The organism is Sulfurospirillum sp. UCH001 (assembly GCF_001548035.1).
Classification (GTDB): domain Bacteria; phylum Campylobacterota; class Campylobacteria; order Campylobacterales; family Sulfurospirillaceae; genus Sulfurospirillum.
Genome location: NZ_AP014723.1, coordinates 2242861 through 2269138 on the forward strand (window position 1 = coordinate 2242861; position 26278 = coordinate 2269138).

The following is a 26278-nucleotide window of genomic DNA, read 5'->3' on the forward strand; positions in this document are numbered from 1 at the left end:
TCATTCATCTTGAATAATAAAGTAAATATACGATGAATCACCCTTTTGAACCTATCTACGACGCAAATTCAAACGTGCTTATTTTAGGCACGTTTCCTTCTGTAAAATCACGTGAACACCACTTTTACTATGGGCATCCACAAAACCGTTTTTGGAAGGTCATGTCTACACTGACACACACAAAGCTTCCACAAAGTATTGAAGCTAAAAAAGCAATGCTTCTTTCTCATGGTATTGCCATTTGGGATGTGATACAAAGCTGCGACATCGTAGGCTCAAGCGATAGCAGCATTACAAATGTTATACCCATGGACTTTTCACGTATTCTAGCCCAAAGCCAAGTCAAGCGCATCTTTGCCAATGGTGCGACGGCTGCAAAGCTTTATCAAAAATATTGTGAACAAAGCACAGGTATCCCCATCATCAAACTTCCTTCCACAAGCCCTGCCAATGCTGCTTTTTCCCTTGAAAAGCTTCTTAATGAATGGAGCATGATAACCGTCTAAAAAAGCATCTTTTTTCATTTCATTCAAACTCTCTTCTGCCTTTTTTTTAATCAACATTGAAAATTCATGCGTGTTATAATATATTTCACGCCAAAACAGGAAAGCATTGTGATCTCTAAACTTATCCAAGATAACAGCATTTGCATCTATTTTCAATCTATAGTCTCTATACGCAGTGCCAAAGTTATTGGTGTTGAAGCTCTTATGCGAGCGCATGATGAAAACAATGAACCTCTATCCCCCATTTTCGTTTTCGACCAAGCTAAAAAAGAGAATCTCTCTTTTGAACTGGACAAATTTGTGCGCATCAAAGCACTAGAGAGCTTTAAACCGCTTCTTGATGCGAACAAAGAACTTTTACTCTTTCTCAATTTTGAATCACACCTACTCGATAGCAAAATCAGTTTTCATGACTTTGCATTTGGTGCTCTTGCAAATGACTTGGGTATTCCTCCTTCACGTATTGTCATTGAGATAAAAGAGTATCAGATTGAGGACAGTGAACGCCTCAAACAGTTTTGTGATTTCTATAAAGAGAGAGGTTTTCTCATAGCTCTTGATGATTTTGGCGCGGGTAATGCCAATTTTGATCGTATCTCAACGGTACGTCCGCACATCGTTAAAGTGGATCGCTCCATTGTGTTTAATGTTCATCAAAATTTCATTCACAAAGAAATTTTAAAGTCCATTGCCAATATGTGCTTTAACATCGGGGCACTTGTCCTTGCTGAAGGAGTAGAAGATGAGGAAGAGATCCTACGCTCTTTAAAACTTGATATCGATCTTTTTCAAGGATTTTGGTTTGCAAGACCCAGTGGAGTCGTCTATGATAAAAACCTTTTAAACGATAAAATTGCCTACATTGGGGCGAAACATACGCACAATGTCAGAGCGTCTATGCAACATAAAGAGTTTCTTATTGAAAGTGCAAAAGCATATACACATACGATCATTGAGGCGATTAAAACAACCCATAAAACAGATTTATTTGATTTTCTAAGAGAATTTGACATCATTGAAGCTATCTACTGCATTGACGCTAACACAGGCATACAAGAAGGAGATACCTTCATTAGTACTGATACAAATGAATTTTTTCAACCTGCACGTCATGGTGACAACCACGCACTCAAAGAGTACTTTTACATCACCAAGGAGTCCAAAAGAGGCAACTATCTGAGTCAAAAGTACATTTCACGAGCTTCTGGGCGTATGTGCCGAACCTTTGCTCAAAAGTTTACGCTAGAAGGGTGCGAGAAGATTTTATGCTTAGACTTAAAAGTCCAAACGCTTTAACAGCAAGGAAATTCTAGTATAAACCTCGCCCCCATAGTAGCGCCCTCATGGGTTATGTTTTCTACTTTGATTCTGCCGCCAAAGCTCTCTTTCATAATCATCGAACAGATATAAAGCCCTATTCCACTACCTTGCATCTTTCCTTTAGTGGTGAAGTATGGTTCAAAAATACGCTCCAACAGCCCCTCTTCAATGCCTCCAGCATTGTCTTCTACACAAAGGCAAATACTCTCGTCACTCTCCCACGCCACAAGACAAATTTGCTTAGGCTCAATCGGTTTATTGGTAAAAGCATCTTTGGCGTTATTGAGAAGATTGAGAATGACTTGTTGTAATTCATTGGCTAAACCGTGCACGTGTAATGCTGGGTCTATATTGAAGGCAAGCGATATACCAAAATTTTGTAACTGAACATTGACTATAGTGGTAGCGTACAACACTGTTTCGTATAAACAAAACGCTTTTTTCTCTTTATTGGGTTTATAAAAATTCATAAAATCGTTGATGGTATTATTCATCTGTTCACTCAAAGACTCAATGACACCCAAAGCACTTTTGAGCTTCTCATCACTGAGTGTTCCAAGCTCTTGTTTAAATTTCAAATCCAACGTTGTAAGATTCATCACATTAAGCGGTTGGCGCCACTGATGCGCGATATGCCCTATCATTTCACCCATGGCTGCGAGTTTATTTTGCTGAACCAACATCGCTTCTTGTTCTTTTTGCACACGTCTTGCTTCCACCATCAACGTAATATCAAAAACGGTCATAATTTTATAAGGACCCCCGATGATATGTTCTAAAAGTCCTTCTGTTGCATAAACAAAAATGTGCTTACCCCCTTTGCATAAGGACTCCATCTCTCCATGATACGCAATCGCTTCATGCTTTAAAAAATTCTCATGATGGGCTTGCATAATCTCATGCATCATCTCAGGAACAAGCAAATTAAAATGTTTACCGATAAGTTCTGCTTCGGAATATCCATACATTTTACTGTATGCAGGGTTGAGCGCTACAAAACGCCCCTCTTTATCTAAAAGAGCAATGCCTAAATTGGCAGTTTCAAAGATCTGTTCATAAAAAGCTTCACTCTCTTCCAAATCACTCTCTTCAAAAAAAGGATTATTTTGCGCAGATAATGCTTCTTCATCCGTAGCCAACGAGTCCTTTTTCGATATTTCCCAAAAAAAGACAACATATCCTTGCTTCATGCCCTCTTCGCATAAAGGATTCGCTCTTACTTGCACAGTGATCCATTTGCCGTCTTTGGTTAAAAAAACCTCTTCGCCTTCATACGGTTTCCCTTGTAAAAAAGCTTTATAAAGCGAGCATTGAAGCAACCCTTGATTGCCATTGTGTGCATGAAAAACGAAATGCCCAATTTTCCCTATAAGCTCTTCCTCGCTATAACCCAAAAGCTTTTGAGCAGAAGGGTTAAAATGGGTAATTTTGCCATTTTCATCAAAGGCATAGAGTCCTTCTCGCATGGAGGTGTAAAAGCACTCTAAAAAATTATATGACATGGCATGGCTCCTTTGCCACAGGCAAGCGTACTTCAAAAACAGCACCCTCATCTTCGTTGTATGTGCTTATGGTTCCATTGTTTTGCAGTACGATTTGTTGCGCGATATTAAGCCCTATGCCAATGCCTGAGCTCTCCTTGGTACTTTCAAATGGTTCAAAAATGCGTGGTAAAATCTTTTCATCAATCCCCCCTGCATTATCTTTAAAACGTACAACAATCGCCTCATCTTCTCGAAAAATTTTTACTGAGAGATATCTTTTTTCAAACGCTTCAATTTTAATAAGTTCATCCAACGCATTGTTCAAGATGATGACCCATACCTGCTCAATACGCTGCTTTTGAACACATCCCATAAACGAATACTCTTCTTTAGGAAGATTAAGATCAAATGGCTTATCGTTGATGGTAATGGTGACAATTTGCTTTGAGCGATTATAGGAAAGCGCTAAAGAGGAGAGTAGAAGCTCATAAAGGTTGACATACTCTTTTTGCTCACGGCTTTTTTGTGACGCTTCACGCATCGTCTGAATAATACTCTCAATGCGCTCAATGCCATCTTGGATAGAGCGCGTATCTTTCAGCATCAAGTTTTTGCGTGGTGAATCTGGTAAAACGGCCATAATGTCTTCCACCAGCATTTCAAAATTGCCTTTCACATACGTCAGCGGTGTATTAATCTCATGTGTAATACCAGCAGCCATCTGACCAATAGCGCTAAATTTTGCATTGCGAATCATCTCTTCTTGATAAATCGCTTGGATTTTGAGGTTTTTATCGAGCTCTTCTCGAATGCGACTTTGAAGATAATTTTCTTGCTTTTCTGTTTCAGTCATATCGATAAAGACACCAACAAAGCCATCAAAAACCCCATTACGTATCATACGTTTTTTTTGTATTTCGAGCGTAATTTCTTGTTCATTATGATGCTTGTCTATCGTAATTTTATAGACTTGAAAACTACTTTCATGCATCTCTAGGTCTTTAGCATGGTAGATGTTAGCAAGTTCCAAAGGGAAGAGATCAAAAACCGTTTTGCCTAAAATTTGCTCTTTGCTTCGATTTAGAAAACTACAAAAAGCACGGCTACATCCGATGTAACGGAAATGACGATCTTTAATAAACACAGGAACAGGGATGATGTCTAAAATCGCTTCAATATCACGAAGCTGTTTTTGATACTTTAAGTTGAGTTTAGCAATGGTATTGCGAGATTTGACACGAAGTGAGATGTCGCGAACACTCCAAATGCTCAAACGTGCCCCATCGTCTTCAAATTTTTTTCCAAACAACTCTGCCCAAAAACTGTGGCGACTCTTTTTACGAAGGCGATACTCCAAGTTACTGATACTCTCATATGCACCTGCATTCAAATGCTCTTTCCACCATTTTTCATAGCGCTTAGAGGTTGTAAAAAGCTTACTCACGTGTGAACCAACTATCTCTTCGTTGCTATAGCCAAAAAGATGTGAAAATGTCTCATTGACATCGACAATGTGTTGATGTGCATCGAGAATGACATACGCTAAATCAGAGTTATTAAAATAGAGTTTTGCCTTTTTTGCAAGCTGTTCTAACTCTTTTTTTTCAAGAATAGCGCACTCTAAAATACGTCTATTTTGACTTTTTAGAACATCAATCTCTTGCTCAAGATCTTTGATCTTTGAGTGCAAATCTTTCATCAATGACTCTATTTGACCAATTCGTAAATCTTCTCTTCTAGCGCCTTCATGGAAGAAAAAGGTTTCATGATGTAGTGTGTTGCCCCTTCACGATGCGATTTGAGTACCTTATCGAGTGTTGAGTACGCTGTCATCATAATGATTTTTAGCTCTGGTACTTTTTCATGCAACGTTTTAAGCACATCCAGTCCACCCATTTGAGGCATCATAATGTCTAAAAGAATGACATCATAACTTTTATCAATGCGGGAAATGGCATTGTGTGGGTTTGAAAAGGTGGTTACTTCAAAACTTGAAGTACGACTGAGATACTTTTCGATCATATCTAAGATCTCTTGCTCATCATCAATCACAGCAACTTTAATCTTCTTGTTCATCATCTTATACCCTCACTTGTTTATCAAAAAGATGCTCTTTCGCTTCAAGCATCAGTAGTTTCGTTTTCTCATCAACCATCGCATCCAATGTTTCAAAAACACCTGCACTGGCATTTTCAATCTCTCTTACCATTGCTTCAATCTCGGCTTTAGAACAGATCGCTTTTTCATCACCGCACTCTTTAGCTAGGCGGTTAGCGACCTCATGGACTTTCGCATGTGGGCTTTCAAGTTTTCCATACGACGTGGTTTTACTAAACTCCTCTTTTCCAATACCTCTTTCATACCAATTGCCTAAACGGCACTCGTGATGCGTCGTTGCTTTAAATTCATTATGTTCGCCAAAGAGAAGTGCATACACATTATTTTTATAAATGACATGGTCAATTTTGGCTAAAGATGCGAAGATTTTATCGCTTAGGTGACTTACTTCAAACATCGATCTGGTGGCATTTTTCTCAAAAGAGACAATCTTCGTTTTTAGCTCATCTGTCTGTTCTTTTGTTGTGCGTGCGATCACACTGACCTCTTCCGTACTTCGCTCTGTTTGAGAAGACTCTTGTTGCATCGTTTGTACTACCATCGCAATCTCTTTGGTCGCTTTTTGAGTACGCTCTGCTAGGTTTCTTACTTCATCCGCAACAACAGCAAACCCACGACCATGTTCTCCTGCACGCGCCGCTTCAATAGCAGCATTGAGTGCTAACAGGTTGGTCTGATCTGCGATATCTTCGATAAGCTGTACCACACTTGAAATTTCTTGACTTCTGGTTAAGAGTGATTTTGCATTACTGACGACATCGCTCATCAAGAAGCTTAGTTTATCCATCGCAACTGAAGAGCTACTTGCAAGGCTCAAGCCCTCTCTGGATTCTTGAGAAATTTGTGAAGATTCCTCTTTCATCATTTTTAAATCATCTAATATTTGGGTGAAAGTTAATTGAGAGTTTTTGAGTGCCCCCGTAATAGAATTCTGATGCAAACTTAAAATGTTACTGTCTTTTGCGTTACGAATATCGCTCTTTATAATGCTATAGGCTACACACTGGTTACTCAAACGCCTAGAGCGCACTGAACCTTGGCATCCATCCATGCTAATGCTCTCCATAGACTCATTCAGTGCAGAAGCAAGCCTTTGAGGATCTTTGATCATCTCTTTTGCTTTATCGTTTTGCATGACGATATTTTTAGAGAGATCTACAACCACTATGATCTCTTCTTGAGAGAATTTCGTGAGCGCTAAAAGCTGTTCATTTTCTGCTTTGAGTCTCTCAACTTCGCTTCTTAGAGCATTAAGCTCTTCAGGCTCTTTTTTTGTAAAAAACATTGTGTGACTCCGCTTGGAAATATGGCATTATAGAGTGTTAATATAACATTAATATTACTTTAGAAGATAAAAGAGCTGCTATATTTTTAAGCTTTTTTGTATAAATTGTTACCAATATTGACGTTTGTAAATGAAGGAGACAAAGAGAGTATTCTCTTTGTCAAATGTAAGCGAGAAAAATAGGATTTATTGTCTTAATAATATGCTAAAAGTACCACTCCAAAAATGATGCGGTAAACGCCAAAAGAGACAAACGTATAGCGCTGTAAAAACTTCAAAAAGAGTTTAATCGAAAGATATGCTGTAATAAAGGCTATCACAAAACCAACGCCTAAAACTACGAGATTATCGACATTGAATTCATTAAAATTTTTAACGATACTATACCCCGTTGCAGCAGTCATCACCGGAAAAGCGAGCAAAAATGAGAACTCTGCACTCGCCTTTCGTGTCAATCCTACAAACATAGCACCTAAAATAGTTGATCCTGAACGCGATGTTCCTGGAACTAAGCCCGCTAATTGAGCACACCCAATCAAAAACGCTTGTTTATAACTTACCTTTTCAACATCATTGATAAAATGCTCTTTAGGTTTATAATACTTTTCCGCTATCAAAAAGACGACACCACCGATGATAAACATCGTTGCTACGACATCAACACTAAAAAGTGCTTTGATCTGCTTAGAGAAGATAAACGCAATAATACCAATCGGTAAAAATGCAACAAAGATTTTTTTCCACAACTCGATTTTTTTGAACGTAAACTTATCTTTGTAGGCTAAAACTACCGCTAAAATTGCCGCAAACTGAATGATAATCTCATACGCTTTTGTTACACTGTCTTGTTTAATACCTAAAAAATCGGCTGTTACGATCATATGACCTGTTGATGAAACGGGCAAAAACTCCGTGAAGCCCTCGACCATTCCCATGATGATTGACTGAAATATATCCACACAAAATCCTAGCTTTAAAGTAAGGCGCAATTGTAACATATTGCATGTTATAATCGCTCAAAATGAAGTCAGAGGAAATTCATATGCTTTTAGATTTTTCAAAACTGGATGAAACGAGCATCTATAAACTCATCTCAAATACTGTCACCCCACGTCCCATTGCATGGATAAGCACTGAACACAATGGCATTGTAAACCTTGCACCTTTTAGCTACTTTATACCACTCTCCTCAGAACCTCCCATGCTTATTGTCTCCATTGGAAAAAAAGAGGATGAGAGCCCAAAAGATACTCTTGCCAATTTTTTAGCAGGCTCAAAAGTGACCATCAACTTCGTACATAAAGAACTAAGAGCTATTATGAGCCAAAGTGCGACATCATTGGATTATACGCAAAGTGAATTTGAACACTTTGGTATTGAAGGAAAGAAAATGCTGGAGGACTATCCTATGATGGTCAAAGACACTAAAGCGGCACTCTTTTGCAGCTTTGTCAAAACATTGCCTATTGAAGGTAGTGAAACCACACCATGCTTACTGCACATTGAACATGCGTATTATGCTGATGATGTGATCGATGAGCGTTTACATGTGTGTCTCGAAAATGTGGGACGTGTGGGTGGTAAATTTCTTATAAACGGAGAAATTATCTCCTAGTTTGGTAGTTTAAATGCTGTTATACCACCCATAACCCACTATACATACGCTGTGGGTGCGGTACTTTTTAGGATTTGAGGCCATAGAGTAGTCTCAAGGCTCTAAAAGTGCATTTTTCCCCATACGTTTCAGTGGAAGTAGGATATATCCTAGCACGGTTCGTTTACCCGTGATGATATTTACCCCTGCTTCCATACCTGGCATGATAGGAAGATTTGGTCCTAGTCTGTCTTTGGATGCTTTCACTTTGATGGCGTAAAAAATTTCGCCTTTTTGTGTAGTGAAACTATCGGGGCTAATGGAGACAAGCTCGCCTTCTATCATGCCATAACGCGCATAATCATACGCCGTAATTTCGATATTTGCTTTTTGCCCTACCCAAATACGTCCACGATCTGAGGCTTTGATGTTCGCCTCAATCATCAAACCCTCTTCTATTGGCGTTATCTCAGCAACTTTATCACCTGCTTTGATGGTTCCACCCACTGTATGAAAGTAAAGGACATTGACAATGCCGTTCACGGGTGAGGTAATTAAAAGGCGGTTAGCCCTATCAATACTCGCTTCACTTTGCTGTGAGAGTTGTGAAAGCTTGACGCGCACATCTTTAAGCTCATTCAATAATTTAGATTGAATGTCTGAACGTGTGGAACCAAGCTCATGAATCGCCTCTTGGTACTTGCCTTGAACAACGGGAACTTGGTTTTTTACTTCATCTACTTGGGTAATGAGGTTTTGTTTTTTGCTCATCTCTAAAAGATACTCTTTGCGAGAGCCTGCACCTGATTTCATCAATTGTTCTGCAATGGTTGTGTTTTCAACAGCCATATTCAGTTCTAAAGCCAAGTTCTTTTGACGTATCTCAAGCTCTTTAAGCTCATAAGAGCGTTGTTCAACTTTTTGAGAAACACCACTCAGTCGCTCTGTACTATTTTGGCGCTCACTTTGAAAAATCTGCATCTCATTGTGGGCGATTTGAGGGTATTCATCGACAAAAGCTTTATCAAAAACCAATTCTTTGTTTTCTATCAAACTGACCAAACGTTGCTCTTTTGCCTGTAAAGAGACACGGTCCAAATCTTTCCCTCGAATATCTGCTGTAAAAAATGCTTGATTCAGCTGATAAATAGGCTGATTGACCATAACATGATCGCCCTCTTTGACCAAAATCTCAGAGACGATGCCTCCTTCTAAGTGTTGCAACACTTTTGTCTGCCCAGAAGGTACAATTTTGCCATTACCTCGCACAACCTCGTCGATTTCACTGAGTGCTGACCAGATCAAAAATACAAGGAAAAAAAGTGCAATGGGTGCAACTGTCACATAGTAATTCCATCGCTTTTCAATCATCATTTTACTTATCATGGTTGTTTACCTTGCAATTGTCGTAAAATCTCATCTTTTGGACCATCAGCGACTAAACGACCATTGTTGACAACGATGACTCTATCAACCAATTCTAAAGCTGCAAAGCGGTGTGTGATCACAAGCAAGGTTTTAGTCCGTAGCATCGGCTTAAGATGATCTACCATCTCTTTTTCTAACCCGATATCCATTCCTGTTGTCGGTTCATCAAGAATGACAATGGAAGGATCATTAATAAGTGCTCTTGCCAGTCCAACAAGATGCCTCTGTCCCACAGAAAGGCGATTACCATTTTCACCGACTTGAAAGTTTTCACCCTCACCTGAACGCTTGACTAATTCATCAAGTCCAGTCATTTTAAGCAATTTGATAAGGCGTTCTTTGCCAATGTTGATGCCTATTTCAATATTGTCTTTGAGTGTGCCTGCAAATAAAAAAGGTTCTTGTGGCATGATACCAATGTGCGATCTTAGCTCTACTGGGTGCAAGGTGTTGATCTCATGCCCATCAATATGCACGGTACCTGTTTGAGGGGTATCAAGGCCTGAGAGAAGCCTTAAAATAGTACTTTTTCCTGCACCTGTTCGACCGATAAAACCTACTTTTTCGCCCGCTTTAATCTTAAATGTGGCATTGAAAAGTGAAGGATTTTTAGAGCCTGCATAAGTATAAGTGACATTGTTAAATTCGATTTCACCCTCAAGTGTTTGCACACCAATCTCAATCGATTTTTGTGTCTCAAGCGGTAAGTGCCAAAAACGATTGATGGATTCTAATGCCTCTTTAAACTCTTTGTATTTCATCAAAATAGTTGAGATATTCACCACAGGAATCATTGCGCGTGAGACTAAGATACCCAAAGCGACCAATGCACCAATCGTCAAGTTTTTATCTTGAATCTCATACACACCAATGACCAACGTAAGAACCGTTGCTAACTGCATAACAATAGCAGAGAGGTTCATTGCAACATTAGAATGCATCTGAATTTTTAAGTTCACAAAGTTATAAAAATTGACCAATTGACGCCATTTGAAAAGACGCTTGGTAATCGCATTATTAAGCTTAAGTGTTTCAATGCCTTTGATGGTCTCAAACAAAAAGTTATGCTTCATCTGTCCATCATGAAACAGTTTTTTACTCCATCCAAAAATAGCTACTTGAAATGCTAGGTTGATGCCTATAACTACAAGAGCACAGACAAATGTCATCACCGCAATAGAAGGGGAAATCAGATAAATCACTAAAAGTGTCAGAAAGACAAATGGCAAATCAAGTGCCATAGCAATACTTTTTGACATAAAAAAGTCCCTTATTTGAGTAACTTCACGAAATAAATTGGCTTTAGAACCTGCTAAAAGATGGTCATGCCCACTTTGAATCAGCAAAATACGTTTAAGTGTCTCTTCTTCTAAGAGTGTGCCGATTTTTTTACCCATACTCTCCAAGATGTACACTCTCGCCATCTTAAAGAGCGCATCAAATAAAAAGATAAGTACAATGCCTATGCTTAAAACAAAAAGTGTTTCCACCGCAAAATTAGGGATGACTCTGTTGTAAACGTTCATCGCGTACATTGGCACAAGAATGATAAAAAGATTGATAAAGAGCGTTAACACTCCCACACGAATGATATCAGGCTTCGCATTTAAAAGATGTTGCCAAAACCATGCTTTGCTTTTGTCATCTTGTGTGAGAATATTTTTATAACCAAGCTCTTTGTAAAAACTCAAAAAAAGCTCAAAGCGCTCTTTGAGGGCTTCAAAAGTAATACTCTCTTGCTGAGACGATGAAGGATCGATAATCACCATACCACGATCTTCTAAGATCGTCACAATGTTCACATCTCCTTGTTTAGAAACAACAATGGCAGGGAACAGATGCGAGTCAATCACATCAGAACCAAGTTCCACCTCATCAAAATGGAGCCCAAAATCACTTGCGCCATGACGGATATCGTCAATACTGATATTTTCGTTCTCATGCCCTAAGATACGCTCTATCGTCTCAAATGAAACATTGCCATAATAAAAATCGAGAATATATTTGAAAGCAAGTAGTAACGTATCTTTTTCGTTACTTCTACTTTCAATAGGTGTTGTTGATTTCATTTATATCCTAAACTGTTTGAACATGTAACATCAAACCATTATCTAATATATGATCACCTGTGGTCAAAGACGTAATACTTTGATAGGTAGTTTCGTTTGAGAGATGAATATACGAATCTTGTGATGATGAAGCACTTATCAATAGCGTCAACTCATTGGTGTCGCCTGTGAAGCTTTTAAGTGCATTTGCATCTATCGTCAACCCTAAACCACTAAGCCCAAGACTACTGATGTCTAACGTTTCAATATTGCTAAAAGCATTAGTATCAAAAATTTCACCACTGGCTACGACAGAGGATGTAAAGCTTACAGTATCAGTACCCGCTGTTCCACCATCAAAATGTATTTTATCCAATTGACTAAAATCAAGCACCAAATTATCATCTCCTGCTGTCCCTGTGATTCCGAGTTTATCAGAACCTAGCCCTGCTATATTTTCACTACTTATATTCATCGAATTTGAGCCATTCACTGTAACTTCACCGCTGCCAGTAAGAGTCGCTATCTTACCCACACCAAGATCATCATAATCAAGTCTTGTTGTCGTTCCACTCGCAACACTTAATGTCTCGATACCGGAAATAGAATTACTACTCAAATCCATAGTCGCTGTCGTATAGAGCGTATCTGTTCCACCACTATCGGTGATATTCATGGCATAGTCAATGGTCGTACTATTCACGCCAGAACCTGTACTAAGTTGCGTAATCCCACTGGTGCTCGTTAAATCAACTGCGCCAGTATAACTGCTAAGATCAAGCGTTTCAACATTTTGAATTTTGCCAAAATCTGTTGCTGTTAATGCTGTATTGCCCGTTACCCCTAAAGTATCCGATGCCGCACCCAAATCTACACTTGCGACCGTATGCAAAAAGCTACTGTTCATGGTGAGTGATTCGCTACCTGCGGCGCCTGTTACGGAAGTTGTACTCGCACCAATCGTTGCACCCGATATATCAACACTCACGCCACTGGCTAAAGTAATCGCATCCACATTGGTTAATGTTTGGGTATAAGTTGTCCCACCCGTAAAATTGAGTGTTTCATTTAAAGATGCCGCACTATTGGACCACGTAAAGGCTAAGTTACTATCTACATCCACAATTAAAGCGCCTGTGCCCGTTGTCGTATGACTTGCTAAAATATCATCCGTGACACGCATTGTACCGCTTGAGATATTTAAAGTATCGACATTGGTTAAATTGCCTGTGTACGTACCCGTTCCACTCCAATCAACATTAAGTGTAGTAGCTCCAGCGACTGTAGAAAAGTCCGCATTTAGCGTTGCATCAAGATTGGTAACATTGAGTATTCCTGTACCGTTTATCGTTTTACCACTTATCACAGAAGCATCTGCGCTCAGCGTTACACCCGAAGCAATTGTTGTGGTTGTTGCTGAAAGTGTGCCTGTAAATGTTGCTGATTGATTGACATTGATGGTTTCCACCGCTGTAATATTTGATGTATTAAAGGTTAAACCACTTTTATTAATATTCAGCACATCCACTCCACCACCGCCGTCAATGCCTCCTGATAAATTGCTACCCAGTGATGATAGAATGTTAATGGTGTCATCACCAAAACTTGCAAAGATATTGACAGAAGCATTATCCACATTATACGTATCATTATTCATAGTGCCAGTTAATGTTTGCACGCCTGTACCATCGTTAAAGGTGAATATGCCATTGTAACCTGCCACTGTTTTACTGGAGAGATCTACGCTCGTTGTTCCAACTTCAATGGTAATATTTCCACTTCCAGTATAACTTGCAAACATATTAGCCTGCGTTCCACTGAGTGTGACTGCGACACTGGTGTTAAGTTTATCAAGTGCCGTTCCAAGAGTTGCTGTGGTTAAATCAATTGCACTGGTCACATTAAGCGTTACCTCGCCAGAGATACTATTGGTGAGATTTGCAAAATTATTTGCCGCCGCTGTTGCACCTGCTGTTATATTAAGTGCTCCCGCTCCTGAAAGTGTCGCTGTTTTACCATTGAGTGAGGCTGCGCTCATTGTCGCTGTTACACCACTATCGACACTGATAGTAGAGACTGTGCCCAAATTTCCAGTAAACGTTGATGTTGCACTAAATTCGAGTGTTTTTGTACCCGTTGTTGCAATACCTGAGAGATCATACGATGAATCAGCACTATGAAGTACCACGAGATTTCCAGCTCCAGTAACAACTTTGCCTGAAACATCGGAAGCCTTAATCGTCAGTGTTGCTCCGCTTGCGACATAGTAGCTCTCTATATTGCTGAGCGTTGCACCACTTAAATCAACACTGTTGGCACTAATATAAAGCTGATCCGTTCCACCACCTGCATTAATAGAAGTGTACGCTGAATCAATTTTAATCGTTTCACCTGTTGTGTTGTTGGTTGTCAGTGTTGTTCCATTATAGTTGGTCAAATCAACAACTTCCATGCCACTGATTTTGGTAAAGTCTATGGCACTGCTTCCTGTGACTACAAGAGTATCCGTTCCACTTGAATCACTGATAAGATCACCCGCATTGGTGAATTTTGCACTATCAATGGTGATCGTCTCATTGCCCGTATTTCCATAAATTTTGAGCAATCCATTCACGTCCTTACTAAAGCCTGCCACACTCGCATCCAATGTTCCACCAGAAGTCAGCGTAAAGCTAGCCGTTCCGCCACTGTTTAAGGTAACATGAGACACATCCGTACCATTGACTCCTGTAGCGCTCAGAGATCCATTGATAACAATCGTTTTACCTGAAAGGGTTGTAGATGGGACTGTGGTTGTAAGGGTTGCGCCTGAAGCGATTGTTGCCGTTGTTGCAGCACTCAGTGTCCCTGTCATAGCACTTGTTCCACTGGTAATATTAAGGTTTTCCACGCCACTAAGATTACTTGCATTAATCGCAACTCCACCACTGATATTAAGTGTGTCTGTGCCAGCTCCACCTATAACGCTAAGATTATTGATCGTACTATTATTGATGGTGTTAGCACCACCTGCACTGACATTGACGGTGGTAAATCCATTACCACTGTTATTCGCCTCTGTTCCTAATGTCACCGTCGAACCTGCCGCTAATTTTAAAATCTCCACATTGGTAACATTGGTTAATTGTGCATCGGTAATCGTTGCTGCATTGGTGATTTCTAGAGTATCTAAGCCACTTGTATCCGAGATCGTATCGGCAGAGGTTAGATAATTGCTATTGATCTGGAACGTATCATTTCCAGAACCACCGGCTAACGTATCGATTTGTGTGCCTGCTATAATGGTATCATTGCCACTGCCACCCGTTATTGTGTTGGAAACCGAAGAAACACCTGTTAAGGTAACAGAAGAAGAGGCACTTGATGCATCAATACTCACTTTAGCAATATTGGTGTATGTTTTTCCACTGTTCATATCAAGGCTACTGGTCACGCCCGTTACGGCTACTGTATCGGTAGCACCTGTATAGCCTGTAAAATCAGTATAAAGAGAGGCTTGAGCTTTTGAAATCGTTAGGGTTTGTGTCCCCACACCTTGATAAAATTTAAGCCCTTCAATGCCGCTTACGGAAAGACCTGCTAATGAAAAATCTCCAGCCGCATCCATAAAAATAATATCTGATCCAACTGTACCCGTGTCGGTAATGATATCTGCTGCAATATCTGAAGCTGAGGCAAAGCGATACACATCGCTGTCTTCACCCCCATCAAGTCTATCGGTTCCCGCTCCACCCGTCAGTGTATCATTGCCGGTCCCACCTAAGATCGTATCGTTTTTCGTACTGCCGATAAGGATATCATCTCCCGCACCACCATCGATGGTAATAGTACCTGTATACGAAGTCATTGTTGCATTTAATGTAATCGTATCGCTACTGCTTGTGCCATTGATTTGTAAAGCCCCTGCTCCCGTCATCGTAAGCCCACTAAGCGTTGCACCATTGGTGTTATTGATTGCTAAAGTGCCTGCATTGGCAATGGTTGCCGTATCAGAACTTACAGCACTTGCATCCACATTGAGCGTTTTACCACTGACAATTGTCAGATTTGTAACGCCGGTTAAATCACCGGTAAAGGTTGTATTGGCATTGACATTGATCGTCTCAATACCTGTTATACTTGAAGCATCTTGGCTTGTAAGTGCGTTATTGATGTTGAGAATATCTCCAGCAACACTGCTTCCTTTATACGTACTTCCATTGGCATTGGTTGCATTAATTGTCACTGAAGTGCTCATAGCAGAGGCATCTATACTCAAAGTGCCCGTATTTCCAATGGCATCAATCGTTGTCAGTCCCATTGTTGTCGCGTTTGCCCCTAAAGAGATTGAACCTGTGTAACTGCCAAGATTGATCGTGTTAATACCACTAAATCCAGCAAGATTTGCATTGACAACACTTGTATTGCCAGTAATTTGTAAAATATCATTCCCGCCAGATCCTACCAGTTTTGCATTGGCAGTTCCATCGGTTAAAGCAGCTGAGGTGTACACAAACGTATCAATGCCACTATTTCCAATAATACTTACATTACTGAGTTGTGCTTCATTGGTACCGATATTAAAAGTATTCGTACCATTGGCAAGTTTGACTTGATCGATAGCGCTCAAGCCACTAAATCTAGTATCATCCGCTACCGTGCCAGCGTCTAAAAACTGAATGATATCCGTAGTACTTGCCCCGCCACCTACGATTTTATCGGCATTTGTAAGGTTTGAAAGTGAGTAGTTATAGGTATTTGTGCCACTTGTTCCTGCGTACAGCGTTGCAATACCGCCTTCAAGGTTACTGACATCGACTGTGACCGTATTGGTGCCATTGGCAAGTTGAATTTTTTCAATATTGGAGATCGAGCTAAGCATGGCATCACTAAGTGTTCCAGCTGTTGTAAACGACAACGTATCATTTCCGCCGCCACCATCGATACTATCATGAGCATCAAAATTTGCAATAGCATAATTAAAGATATCTGTTGTCGCTCCGCCAATAAGCTTAACATCATTCAATTTCGTTGTATCAAGACTTATTGTATTGGCAACGTCAGCAAATTGAACGAACTCAATATTGGAAATATTTTGGAATTTTGTTACATCATTGATAACGCCACCATCTCTAAATGTTATGGTATCGTTGCCTGTACTGCCGTTGATATAATCACTGCTGGTCAATTCAGATATAAATGTGAAAAGTGTATCATCGCCACTGCCCATATCAACGCTATCGCTACCTGCAGTAACGGCTGAAGTTAGTGCTGCAACAGGGCTAAAATAGATAACATCATTACCAGCACCTGAGGAAATTGAATTATTGTTGACATTTCCAACAATCGTATCATTTCCATTGCTTCCGATAACCGTGTTGAACCCATAAATCGTATCTTTGATCGTAGGCGTACCGACTAATTGAGCAAATGATGCTCCTGCTGTTGCATTTATATCGATATAAACAGCATTACCTACGCCTAATTCACTGTAATTAATGACATCGTTTCCATTGAAACTCGTTGCGTTGTCGCCACCATAAAGCGTGTCGCCATCAAGCATACCATAAAGGGTATCATCTCCAGCATTACCATAGAGTGTATCGGAAAATCCATCAGCACTGCCGTTATTGTAGGCTGTTTCTCCGCCACGGAGAATATCATTGCCATTACCACCTAAGATAGTATCCGCGCCAGTACCGCCCGCGATAGTATCATTATCGGAACCACCATCAATATAATCGTTCCCGCCACCGCCATACAGTGAATCATTACCGACATTACCCCAGAGTGTATTATCAGAAGCATTTCCAGAGATAAAATCCCCGCCACTGTTTGAGCCAGAAATATTTTCAAAGTTACTGATGGTATCGACTTCCGTCGTATAATTGCTTCCATTCCAAACTCCAACAGTTGAGGTTCCTGAGTCATTGAGCGTAACAAGAATTTTATTTTCATTATAATAGCTTACAGTATCTCCCGCTGCTGTATTGGAGCCACCATCTAAAACATCGCTTCCACCATATCCCTCAATGGTATCATTACCTGCACCACCATTAATCGTATTGACGTTTGAGTTGCCATAGAAAATATCATTATAAGCAGAGCCCGTGATGTTGTTTACACCCGTAATAATATCATTGCCTCGATTAGTTGAAATGATTTGGTTAATCGCTATTGTAAGATTTGTTGCAGCACCTTCGGTTATACCATCCAGTGAATAATCTAACCAGCTACTGGTCGCTCCTGTGCCATTGATGGTATCATTACCTGCACCACCCACAAAGGTATTATTCCCACTGGAATCAGTTAAAATATCATTGCCTGCACCACCAATAAGGGTATCATTGCCAAGTCCACCATTGAGATAGTTATTGCCTGAACTACCTATAATCGTATCGTTTCCACTACCACCAATGAAATTTTCCACATTGACAATCGTGTCATTATCGCCGCCTACAATCGTCACTGTTGCAACGGTAGAACCCGCTAATGTCACGCTGATATTATTGGCAACCGCAGTATAATCAACCGTATCTGTCCCTTGACCACCGTCGATGACATCACTACCATCATTACCGCTGATAGCGACTATCGTATCGTCACATGCTGTACCATAAGAGCCACCATCATCACCAAAAATAGTATCGTTACCCAAGCCGCCATAGATGGTATCATTTCCTTCTCCACCATAAAGGGTATTGCCACCATCACTCAGCGTTGGAGCAGCACTATCACCATAAATTTTATCATTTCCTGCACCACCATAAATTGTATCAACACCGTCCGCGCCATAAAGCGTATCGTTGCCATCATTGCCATTGATAACATTGGCGAGTGCATTGCCCGTAATCACATCGTTGTATCCACTGCCCGATACATTTTCAATCATATCTGTAAAATTAACCGTTCCAGCACCACTGGTTGCTTGATTGGACGCTAGTGTGCCCATATTAACACTCACAGCAGAGCCTGCGTAGTAAAACGAAATCGTATCGGTACCTGTTCCACCGGTTAGCGTGTTTGTTGCTGTTGCGTCTGCAAGTTCAAAGTAATCATTGCCAGTACCACCGTCTAAAATATTGGTACCACTTTCACCGTTTAAATAGTCATTTCCGCTACCGCCATACAAGGTATCGTTATTATTGCCACCCCACAAGCTATCGTTGCCAAGACCACCGTAAATGGTGTCGTTACCATCTTGTCCGTATAAAGAGTCATCACCTGTTTGGATGCCATCAACGGCTACGCCACTGTTATCATCACCGTAAATAAGATCATTACCCGCACCCGCTAAAATGGTGTCATTTAAAGCGCGACCTACAAGGATGTTAGCATTCGCGTCACCCGTAATCGTATCGGCAAAGTTTGAGCCTGAGACATTCTCAACTTCGTAAATAACATCAGTACCAATATCAGCTCCACTGGCATTATTGGTGGCAAGATTAACGATAATGCCTGCTGTTGAGGCATTGATAAAATCAACCGTATCACCTTTGGTTTCAAGTGTCGTTCCTCCATAAATGGTGTCATTGCCAGCACTCATCATAAACCAGTCATCACCACCATTACCACGTAGGTCATCCGCACCTATATTGCCCGTTAAAGTATCGGCGTAGTTAGAGCCTAAAACACGAGAGAAGCCACTGAGAGTATCACTGCCACCTGAACCATCTGTTGCCGTTCCTGTAGTGAGATTGACCGTAACACCTGCGGTATCCGAAGTGTAGTCAACCGTGTCCCAGCCCGCAAATACGCCAACACTGTCTCCGCCAACTAAAAAATCATTTCCGGCATTACCCGCAATCGTATCATCACCCACCCCACCGTAAATGGTGTCGTCACCAAGCCCTCCACTGATCGTGTCATTGCCACCCCAGCCATAAAAAGTATTGGCATTGGCATTACCCGTTATCGTATCACCATAACCTGAGCTACCATAAACAACCTCAACCGTATTGGTAATAATATCCGTACCTTCGCTCCCGCTTTGTGTGCCTGTCGTTAAATCGCCGGTGTCATTAGGGTTCAGTGGGCTTGTCGAAGTAATCACAACTTTTGCCGTTGCATTGCGATAATCTGCGATATCGATTCCACCACCACCATCTAAGGTATCATCACCTGTTCCACCTACAAGGATATCAGCGCCTGCCGCACCATAAAGGGTATCATTGCCTACACCGCCAATGAGCGTATCGCCACTGTCACCAGCATAAAGCGTATCAGAACCAGCACCACCATCGAGGGTATTGTGGCCGTCACTGGTGGTATGGGTATTACCTACATTGTCGCCGTATAAAACATCATTGCCATCGTTGCCAGAGAGTTGGTCGGAACCGAGATTTCCATACATGGTATTGTCCATACCATCACCATAAAGCGTATCGCCTCCGGCATAATTACCGCCATTGATATTTTCAATATTTTGGATACTTTCGGCATTGCCATAACCATCATTGAGCACTTGAAGTGAAGAAAGATTGACATTAATGGAGGCAGTTGTAATAGCACTAAAATCAACGGTATCGATGCCAATACCACCATCTATGGTATCAACGCCTTGCGATGTAAAAATGGTATCATCCCCACTGCCACCTTTGAGGATATTAGCATTGGCATCACCATAAATCGTATCATTACCCGATCCACCCGTGATATTTTCAATTTCGCTAAACGTGCTTGCTGTGGTATTCACAGTCCCAGCAACCATATCAATCACTAACGCAGAAGATAGATCTGAAAAATCTAATGTATCGCTACTTCCTGCAATGTTGCCACTGCCATTATCACCATACACTTTATCGCCATCAATAGCCCCATAAATAAGGTCATTGTCGCTACCACCAAAGATCGTATCAGCTCCGCCACCGCCACGAAGTGTATCGTTACCCGCTTCACCGTACAATCTCTCGGCTAAAGCACCGCCATTAATCGTATCATTACCAGCACCCGTGTAAATAGTCGATAAAACGCCTGTATCCGCACCTGTGATACTATCTGCACCTGAACCTGATTTCAAAATTTCAATTGTTGTTGTATCGATGATGTCGGAGCCATCGCCATTGATAACCCCTGCATTTAAAAGAGCCGTAATCGCAATATTATTCGTCACATAATCAAGCGTATCAATCCCCGTTCCACCAAATATCGTGTCATTGCCGGCATCTCCACGCAATGTATCGCCAGCACTACCGGCGTACAAGGTATCGTTTCCAGCACCACCGGCAAGTATGTTTTGGCTATCGGCGTGAATATTGCCAATAGTATCGCCATACAATAGATCATTTCCTGTGCCACCGGTGATTTTGTCGCTTCCAAGATTACCATAAATCGTAATGCTTGCATTTCCACCGCTTAAGGTATCAGCCCCACTACCCGAATCAAAAATTTCAATTCCATTTAAAATATCTGCGCCAACAGCGCTATTGCTTACATTCGTACCAGAGGTCAATGTAATGTTAGATGCAACAGCAGTATAGTCGATGCGATCCATCGTTCCTGTATCTGTACCGCTTGCGTTGCCACCATAATACACATCGCTGACACCATCTTGTGTTCCCACAATAACATCATTACCATCGCCACCGTAAAGCACATCACTTCCAGCACCGCCGTCTAGCGTGTCATTGCCCTCATTACCATACAATTTATTGGCAAGTCCATCACCTACAATGGTATCATCAACTTTTGAGCCTTTGACATCTTCAATGTTAGCGATGACATCATCATTTCCACCCGCAGTACCTACAATAACCGTTGTATTGGTAGCGCCATTTAACGTGACATTAATAGCCTCAGAGATCGCACCATAATCAATGGTATCTTCTCCACTACCGCCATCTAGAGTGTAGTTTCCTGTATCAAATGTGGCATTAACTGTAAATGTATCAGCACCCGCACCTGTTTTAATTATTTCGATATTTTGGAAGCTGTCTTTATTGGCCGAATTACTCGTTTGGGCAATTGTTTGAGCACCCATATCTACCGTTAGATTCGTCGATGCAGTATATGCACTATAATCTGCGGTATCTCCAATGGTATGAGCTCCGCCGTCTAAAAGATCTCCGTCTAAATTTCCGCTAAGGGTATCATCACTCGCTCCACCGAAGAGGGTATTGACAACACCACTTTTACCAACGATGGTATCGGAAGCGGTTGTCCCTACAACATTTTGTATGTTCGAGAGGGTATCAAAGAGCGTTGGTGTACTGTTGAGATAGGCTTTTCCTGTTGAAAGGTTAATCGTAGAAGCAGAAGCAAACGTACTGTAATCTACGATATTTCGCTCACTAATAGCTCCACCATCGATGTAGTCACCATCAAAACCGCCAAAAATAGTGTCGTTACCCAATCCACCAAGGAGCTGATCCGCACCACCATTTCCTTTGAGTGTATCATCTCCTGCACCACCGGTTAAGACGTTTGCATTCGCATCACCTACAAGTGTATCGGCTTGCGCTGTACCAATGATATTTTCTATGCCATACAGTGTATCGGTTCCATCTGTAACGGCATTTCCTATGACCTGCCCGCTAAGCCTTGTTAAGTCTGCATCTATGGACGTAATGGAAGCGGAATAGTCTGCAGTATCAGTCCCGCTATCATGTGTTGCATCTGTACCGCCAATAAAAGTGTCATTGCCAGCACCACCAATAAAGGTGTCATTGCCAGCCCCTCCGATAAAAATATTATCCGTACTATTGCCTATAAATTTATCGTTTCCACTACCACCACTGATCTGTTGAATGTTTGCGAGGGTATCCGAATTACTTGCTGTAGGTGTTGTACCGGTTTGGTAAATATTTTTCGATGATACAGAGAGATCAACAGTGAGATTTTGGGTACGCGCACTGTAATCAGCAAGGTTCATGCCATTGCCACCATCTAAGACGTCGCCATCTAAATTACCTGTTAGCGTATCATTGCCATCAGCACCATACAAGGTATTAGAGAGTCCACTCCCTCCTTTTAGGGTATCATTGCCACTGGTGCCATACACCTCCTCAATACTATAAAGAGTATCGGTTGCAAGTGTGGCATTGCTTGCATTTAAAAGAGTGACGGTATTGGTAGAAAGATCAGCCACAATATGATCAATACTACTAAGAGAAGAGTAATCCACTCGGTCTTTGTAGCTATCGCTGCTCACACCTAGTTCAGCACCATAATAGATATCATTGCCCAGTGTTGCGATGAAGGTATCATTGCCACCCATACCAATGAATGTATCCGAATTTGAAGAACCTGTCATTGTGTCATTATAGAGTGAGCCTTTTACAATCTCTATGCTTGTGAGGGTATCCGTTCCACCTAAACCGTCCATGACAGTGTTCGTGGTGAGATTAGCGATAATCGCATTGGACGCAGAGTAGTCTGCCGTATCTTGTCCACTACCACCATCTAAGAGATCAGCACCTATCCCACCAATGAGTGTATCATTCCCTGCCCCACCATAAAGCGTGTCATCACCACCCATACCATTTAAGATATCATTATCGCCTCTACCATCTAAAATATTGACATCATTGCTACCCACAATGGTATCTTTGTTGGTTGAGCCATACACATTTTCAATCTCTATTAATCTGTCAGCATTACTACCACCCAGAGTAATGTTTACAGAAGCACTAATATTGCCATAATCAACACTATCTACACCGCTTCCACCATCAAGGGTATCACCATCTAAGTAGCCATAAAAGATATCATTCCCATCTTTTCCTAAGAGGGTATTGACACTTCCTTGCACACCAGTAAGCGTATCTGCACCGTTTGAGCCAATCACATTTTCAATGGAAATGAGCTTATCGGTATCATTGCCAGAGACAACGCCATCTCCTGTGGCGAGATTGACACTCACACTTGAGGCATAGCTATAATCAACCCAGTCACTTCCACTTCGTCCATCAAGAGTATCATTGCCTCCAAGTCCACTCAGTGTGTCATTGCCTAGACTTCCGGTAATGGTATTAACGAGCGCATTACCGATGAGCGTATCGCCCAATGTGGAACTTGAACCAATGATATTTTCAATATTATAAAGCTGATCGTTTCCCTCTCCACTAGCGGTATTAAGATTGAGGTTTACATAGACTTTAGCATTTGAGGAGCTAAAATCAATCGTATCAAATCCACTTCCGCCATTGATGTAATCGTCTCCCGAACCGCCTTGCAAGATATCGTTTCCTCCATAAATGGTTGCTAATGTTACACCATTATCGACGATATATTCTACACTTTGATCTGACGCAACTACGAGGGTAGATGTACTCATAATAGGAGCAGCATCACCATAAATCTTGTCATTTTCTGAGCCACCACTCAAAATATCATCGCCGCCATACAATGCAGAAGGGGTACTGCTGTCAATCATCATATCGCCCACAATGGTGTCTGCGCCAGCGCCTCCTGTGATCGTATCATCATTTGGAGTAGTAGACGTTGCAGAATGGTTGTATCCACCAATCAGTAAGTTATCTGAAGCATCGCCATTGATTATATCTTTGTATTGTGTACCCGCGACATTTTCGACATTTTTAACAATGGTTGTTGAAGATGAACTGCCTATATTTCCTAAAGAGCCATTTGCAGAATTGTTCAGTGTAATGCTAATTCCATTAGAATTATTGGAAAAATCGATCGTATCGGTATTGTCACCACCATCGATCATATAGTCATCGGTACTACCGATTAACCAGTCATTTCCTGCACCACCATCTAACCAATCAGCGCCACCTCGCCCTTCTAATGTATCATTTCCTTCACCACCGGAGAGTTTATTTGCACTTGCGTCTCCACGAATCGTATCATTGTACTTTGAGCCTATCACATACTCAATATTGCTTAATGTATCACTAATCGTTCGTGTCTCTTCCCCTGTTGTGACATCACTGGTCGTATCATAAACGGTTTTTCCGGTTGCAAAGCCACCTTGTAAGTCAACGATAATACCCCTAGCATCATTGGCATATTGCACTCCTGTTGCAGGATCAATCGCAGCACCGTTAGCAAATAAAAAATCATCGCTATATTTTGTGACAAACGCATAGCTAATCGTATCAATGCCATCGTTTCCGTTAAGAATATTATTGCCAGAACCACCACTGAGGGTATCATTTCCAGCATTACCATCAAGCGTATCGTTACCGATATTTCCATAAATGGTATCATTGGATAAACCGCCTAAAACGGTAGAGTCATATTTTGAGGTATAAACGATGTTTTCATTCGGTGTCGTATCAATCACAAAGCCTGAAGCGTAACGTCCATTATACGTATAGTCTGATTCGCTGTTGACATCTTTTACGATGACACCAACATCTTTGTAGGTTGTTAGTGTCGTCAACTCAGGCGTCACGACTTCAGCTTGTTTACTTGCAGGGACATTGGAGATATCAAATTGTGAGGTCAATGAGACCTTCATAAGATAGTCAAAATTAAGAGCGATATTCGCAGAACTTGGCTCATAACGAATATAAAATTCAATCACTTCACCACCATCGGTTGCGGTTGATGTAAAACCAGTACCCGAAGATAAGTTCCATCCACCATCCACGGAATTAGCAGATGTAAAATCAGAATTTAGAATTTGAAATCCATTAGAAAGCCCTAAAATAGAGATTTGCTCGATGGCAAATCCAATAGGCTGAGAAACACTTAAGCGTACAAGTTTGGTAAGATATGTTGCGTTTACCAAGCTAGGGTTATCCGCAGTAATCACTGTAGGATAGGCTTCATTACGATAATCTAATGTTTCTGCCTGAAATTGTGCCGCAGCAGATTTGCTTACATTACCCAAAGCGCTTCCCGTACCACCTAATACGGTTTTGATACCTAACGAGAGAGAGTCTGAGCTTTTAATTTGGTAAAAACCAATATCAAAGGACAAAGCAGCAGAAACATCCGCCACGTTATCTTTGCTTTTACTCTGATCATCGGATGAACGATGTTTGTCTGCACTGTCATCTATGCTTGGATTATTGCTTGTATAGTTTGTAACGGCTTCTTGTAGATATTTACCAGAACTTGTCTGTTTATTAGCGTCATCGGCTGGTTTAATAAAAGGTTGCGGATCAACATAATAAGCATTATAATCATTACTAGGTGCATCATCTTTTTTTGCATGTTCATTTTGCTGTGCATTTTGTTTTTCATCATGCAAAGAAACAGGACCAGAGACTAAAACAGAATTTTGTGGGGCTTGTCCAACGTCTTGTATTTTATTGAGAATTTGCTCAATATTCATCATCATGCCGCCAGGCAATTTAATCACAGGCGCATTGCTCTCAAACGCAAGCATTCCAAGCGATACAAATGTAATTTGCCCACCATTAGGGAGTGTCGCTATCACATCGCCACCCACGATTTGCATTTTCGCTTTAGAGAGGTCTACACCAAGAGAAAGCTCATCTCCTGGGCGTAAAAAGAGATTGATGTTTTCGCCCGCTTGAGGGGCAAATTTAAGCGCCGTACTGCTTTTACCGTAATTAACTTCTGCTGTATTTGCCATAACGCAT

11 protein-coding genes and 1 pseudogene are annotated in these 26278 nt (G+C 41.0%); 3 read left to right on the forward strand and 9 right to left on the reverse strand.

Translation table 11 applies throughout. The features are described 5' to 3' along the window. Positions 1-32: 32 nt before the first annotated feature. Together UCH001_RS11280 and UCH001_RS11285 are read left to right on the forward strand one after the other, a co-directional pair. Positions 33-506, forward strand: coding sequence for a DNA-deoxyinosine glycosylase (locus tag UCH001_RS11280; protein ID WP_067177889.1), 474 nt, complete (start codon positions 33-35; stop codon positions 504-506). Positions 507-614: 108 nt separating this feature from the next. Beyond that, positions 615-1802, forward strand: a complete 1188-nt coding sequence (locus UCH001_RS11285) for an EAL domain-containing protein (RefSeq protein ID WP_067177891.1) — start codon at positions 615-617, stop codon at positions 1800-1802. Here UCH001_RS11285 and UCH001_RS11290 read toward each other — a convergent pair. From UCH001_RS11290 to UCH001_RS11310, 6 genes and pseudogenes are all read right to left on the reverse strand, one after another. After that, positions 1799-3328, reverse strand: a complete 1530-nt coding sequence (locus UCH001_RS11290) for a PAS domain-containing sensor histidine kinase (protein ID WP_067177893.1) — start codon at positions 3326-3328, stop codon at positions 1799-1801. The two genes, UCH001_RS11285 and UCH001_RS11290, sit on opposite strands and share 4 nt — an antisense overlap. After that, complete coding sequence (locus UCH001_RS11295; protein ID WP_067177894.1) at positions 3318-5009, reverse strand: PAS domain-containing sensor histidine kinase; 1692 nt, start codon at positions 5007-5009, stop codon at positions 3318-3320. The genes UCH001_RS11290 and UCH001_RS11295 overlap by 11 nt, the downstream gene beginning before the upstream one ends. An 8-nt stretch (positions 5010-5017) precedes the next feature. Next, on the reverse strand, positions 5018-5386 hold the full coding sequence (locus UCH001_RS11300) for a response regulator (RefSeq protein ID WP_067178529.1): 369 nt from the start codon (positions 5384-5386) through the stop codon (positions 5018-5020). 4 nt (positions 5387-5390) lie between these two features. Further along, positions 5391-5825: a CZB domain-containing protein gene (locus UCH001_RS13590; protein WP_231964001.1), complete on the reverse strand. Its 435-nt coding sequence runs from the start codon at positions 5823-5825 to the stop codon at positions 5391-5393. Further along, positions 5817-6713, reverse strand: a pseudogene (locus UCH001_RS13510) (methyl-accepting chemotaxis protein); the annotation flags it as partial. The gene UCH001_RS13590 and the pseudogene UCH001_RS13510, both read right to left, overlap by 9 nt. Positions 6714-6907: 194 nt before the next feature. Further along, the gene (locus UCH001_RS11310; protein ID WP_067177898.1) at positions 6908-7672 is read right to left on the reverse strand and encodes an undecaprenyl-diphosphate phosphatase; all 765 of its coding nucleotides are present in this window, start codon (positions 7670-7672) and stop codon (positions 6908-6910) included. Between the two features lie 83 nt (positions 7673-7755). Here UCH001_RS11310 and UCH001_RS11315 point away from each other — a divergent pair, with 83 nt between their 5' ends. Then, entirely contained in the window at positions 7756-8328 is a 573-nt protein-coding gene (locus UCH001_RS11315) for a flavin reductase family protein (RefSeq protein WP_067177899.1), read from the forward strand. A gap of 93 nt (positions 8329-8421) precedes the next feature. Here UCH001_RS11315 and UCH001_RS11320 read toward each other — a convergent pair whose 3' ends face one another. Genes UCH001_RS11320 through UCH001_RS13515 form a run of 3 tightly spaced genes read right to left on the reverse strand, consistent with a single transcriptional unit; the run spans position 8422 to position 26271 of the window. Next, complete coding sequence (locus UCH001_RS11320) at positions 8422-9693, reverse strand: HlyD family type I secretion periplasmic adaptor subunit (protein WP_067177901.1); 1272 nt, start codon at positions 9691-9693, stop codon at positions 8422-8424. Continuing rightward, complete coding sequence (locus UCH001_RS11325; protein WP_067177903.1) at positions 9690-11804, reverse strand: ATP-binding cassette domain-containing protein; 2115 nt, start codon at positions 11802-11804, stop codon at positions 9690-9692. Before UCH001_RS11325 ends, UCH001_RS11320 begins: the two co-directional genes overlap by 4 nt. Positions 11805-11811: 7 nt before the next feature. Then, positions 11812-26271 carry a hypothetical protein gene (locus UCH001_RS13515; protein WP_067177905.1) on the reverse strand — a complete coding sequence of 4820 codons (14460 nt, stop codon included), beginning with the start codon at positions 26269-26271 and terminating at the stop codon, positions 11812-11814. Positions 26272-26278: the final 7 nt, after the last annotated feature.

Excerpts from the sequence above, each read along its gene's own strand:
- UCH001_RS11280 (WP_067177889.1), top strand. The coding sequence starts at position 33 with ATGAATCACCCTTTTGAACCTATCTACGACGCAAATTCAAACGTGCTT.
- UCH001_RS11290 (WP_067177893.1), bottom strand. The coding sequence starts at position 3,328 with ATGTCATATAATTTTTTAGAGTGCTTTTACACCTCCATGCGAGAAGGA.
- UCH001_RS11295 (WP_067177894.1), bottom strand. The coding sequence starts at position 5,009 with ATGAAAGATTTGCACTCAAAGATCAAAGATCTTGAGCAAGAGATTGAT.
- UCH001_RS11300 (WP_067178529.1), bottom strand. The coding sequence starts at position 5,386 with ATGAACAAGAAGATTAAAGTTGCTGTGATTGATGATGAGCAAGAGATC.
- UCH001_RS13590 (WP_231964001.1), bottom strand. The coding sequence starts at position 5,825 with ATGTTTGAAGTAAGTCACCTAAGCGATAAAATCTTCGCATCTTTAGCC.
- UCH001_RS11315 (WP_067177899.1), top strand. The coding sequence starts at position 7,756 with ATGCTTTTAGATTTTTCAAAACTGGATGAAACGAGCATCTATAAACTC.
- UCH001_RS11320 (WP_067177901.1), bottom strand. The coding sequence starts at position 9,693 with ATGATAAGTAAAATGATGATTGAAAAGCGATGGAATTACTATGTGACA.
- UCH001_RS11325 (WP_067177903.1), bottom strand. The coding sequence starts at position 11,804 with ATGAAATCAACAACACCTATTGAAAGTAGAAGTAACGAAAAAGATACG.
- UCH001_RS13515 (WP_067177905.1), bottom strand. The coding sequence starts at position 26,271 with ATGGCAAATACAGCAGAAGTTAATTACGGTAAAAGCAGTACGGCGCTT.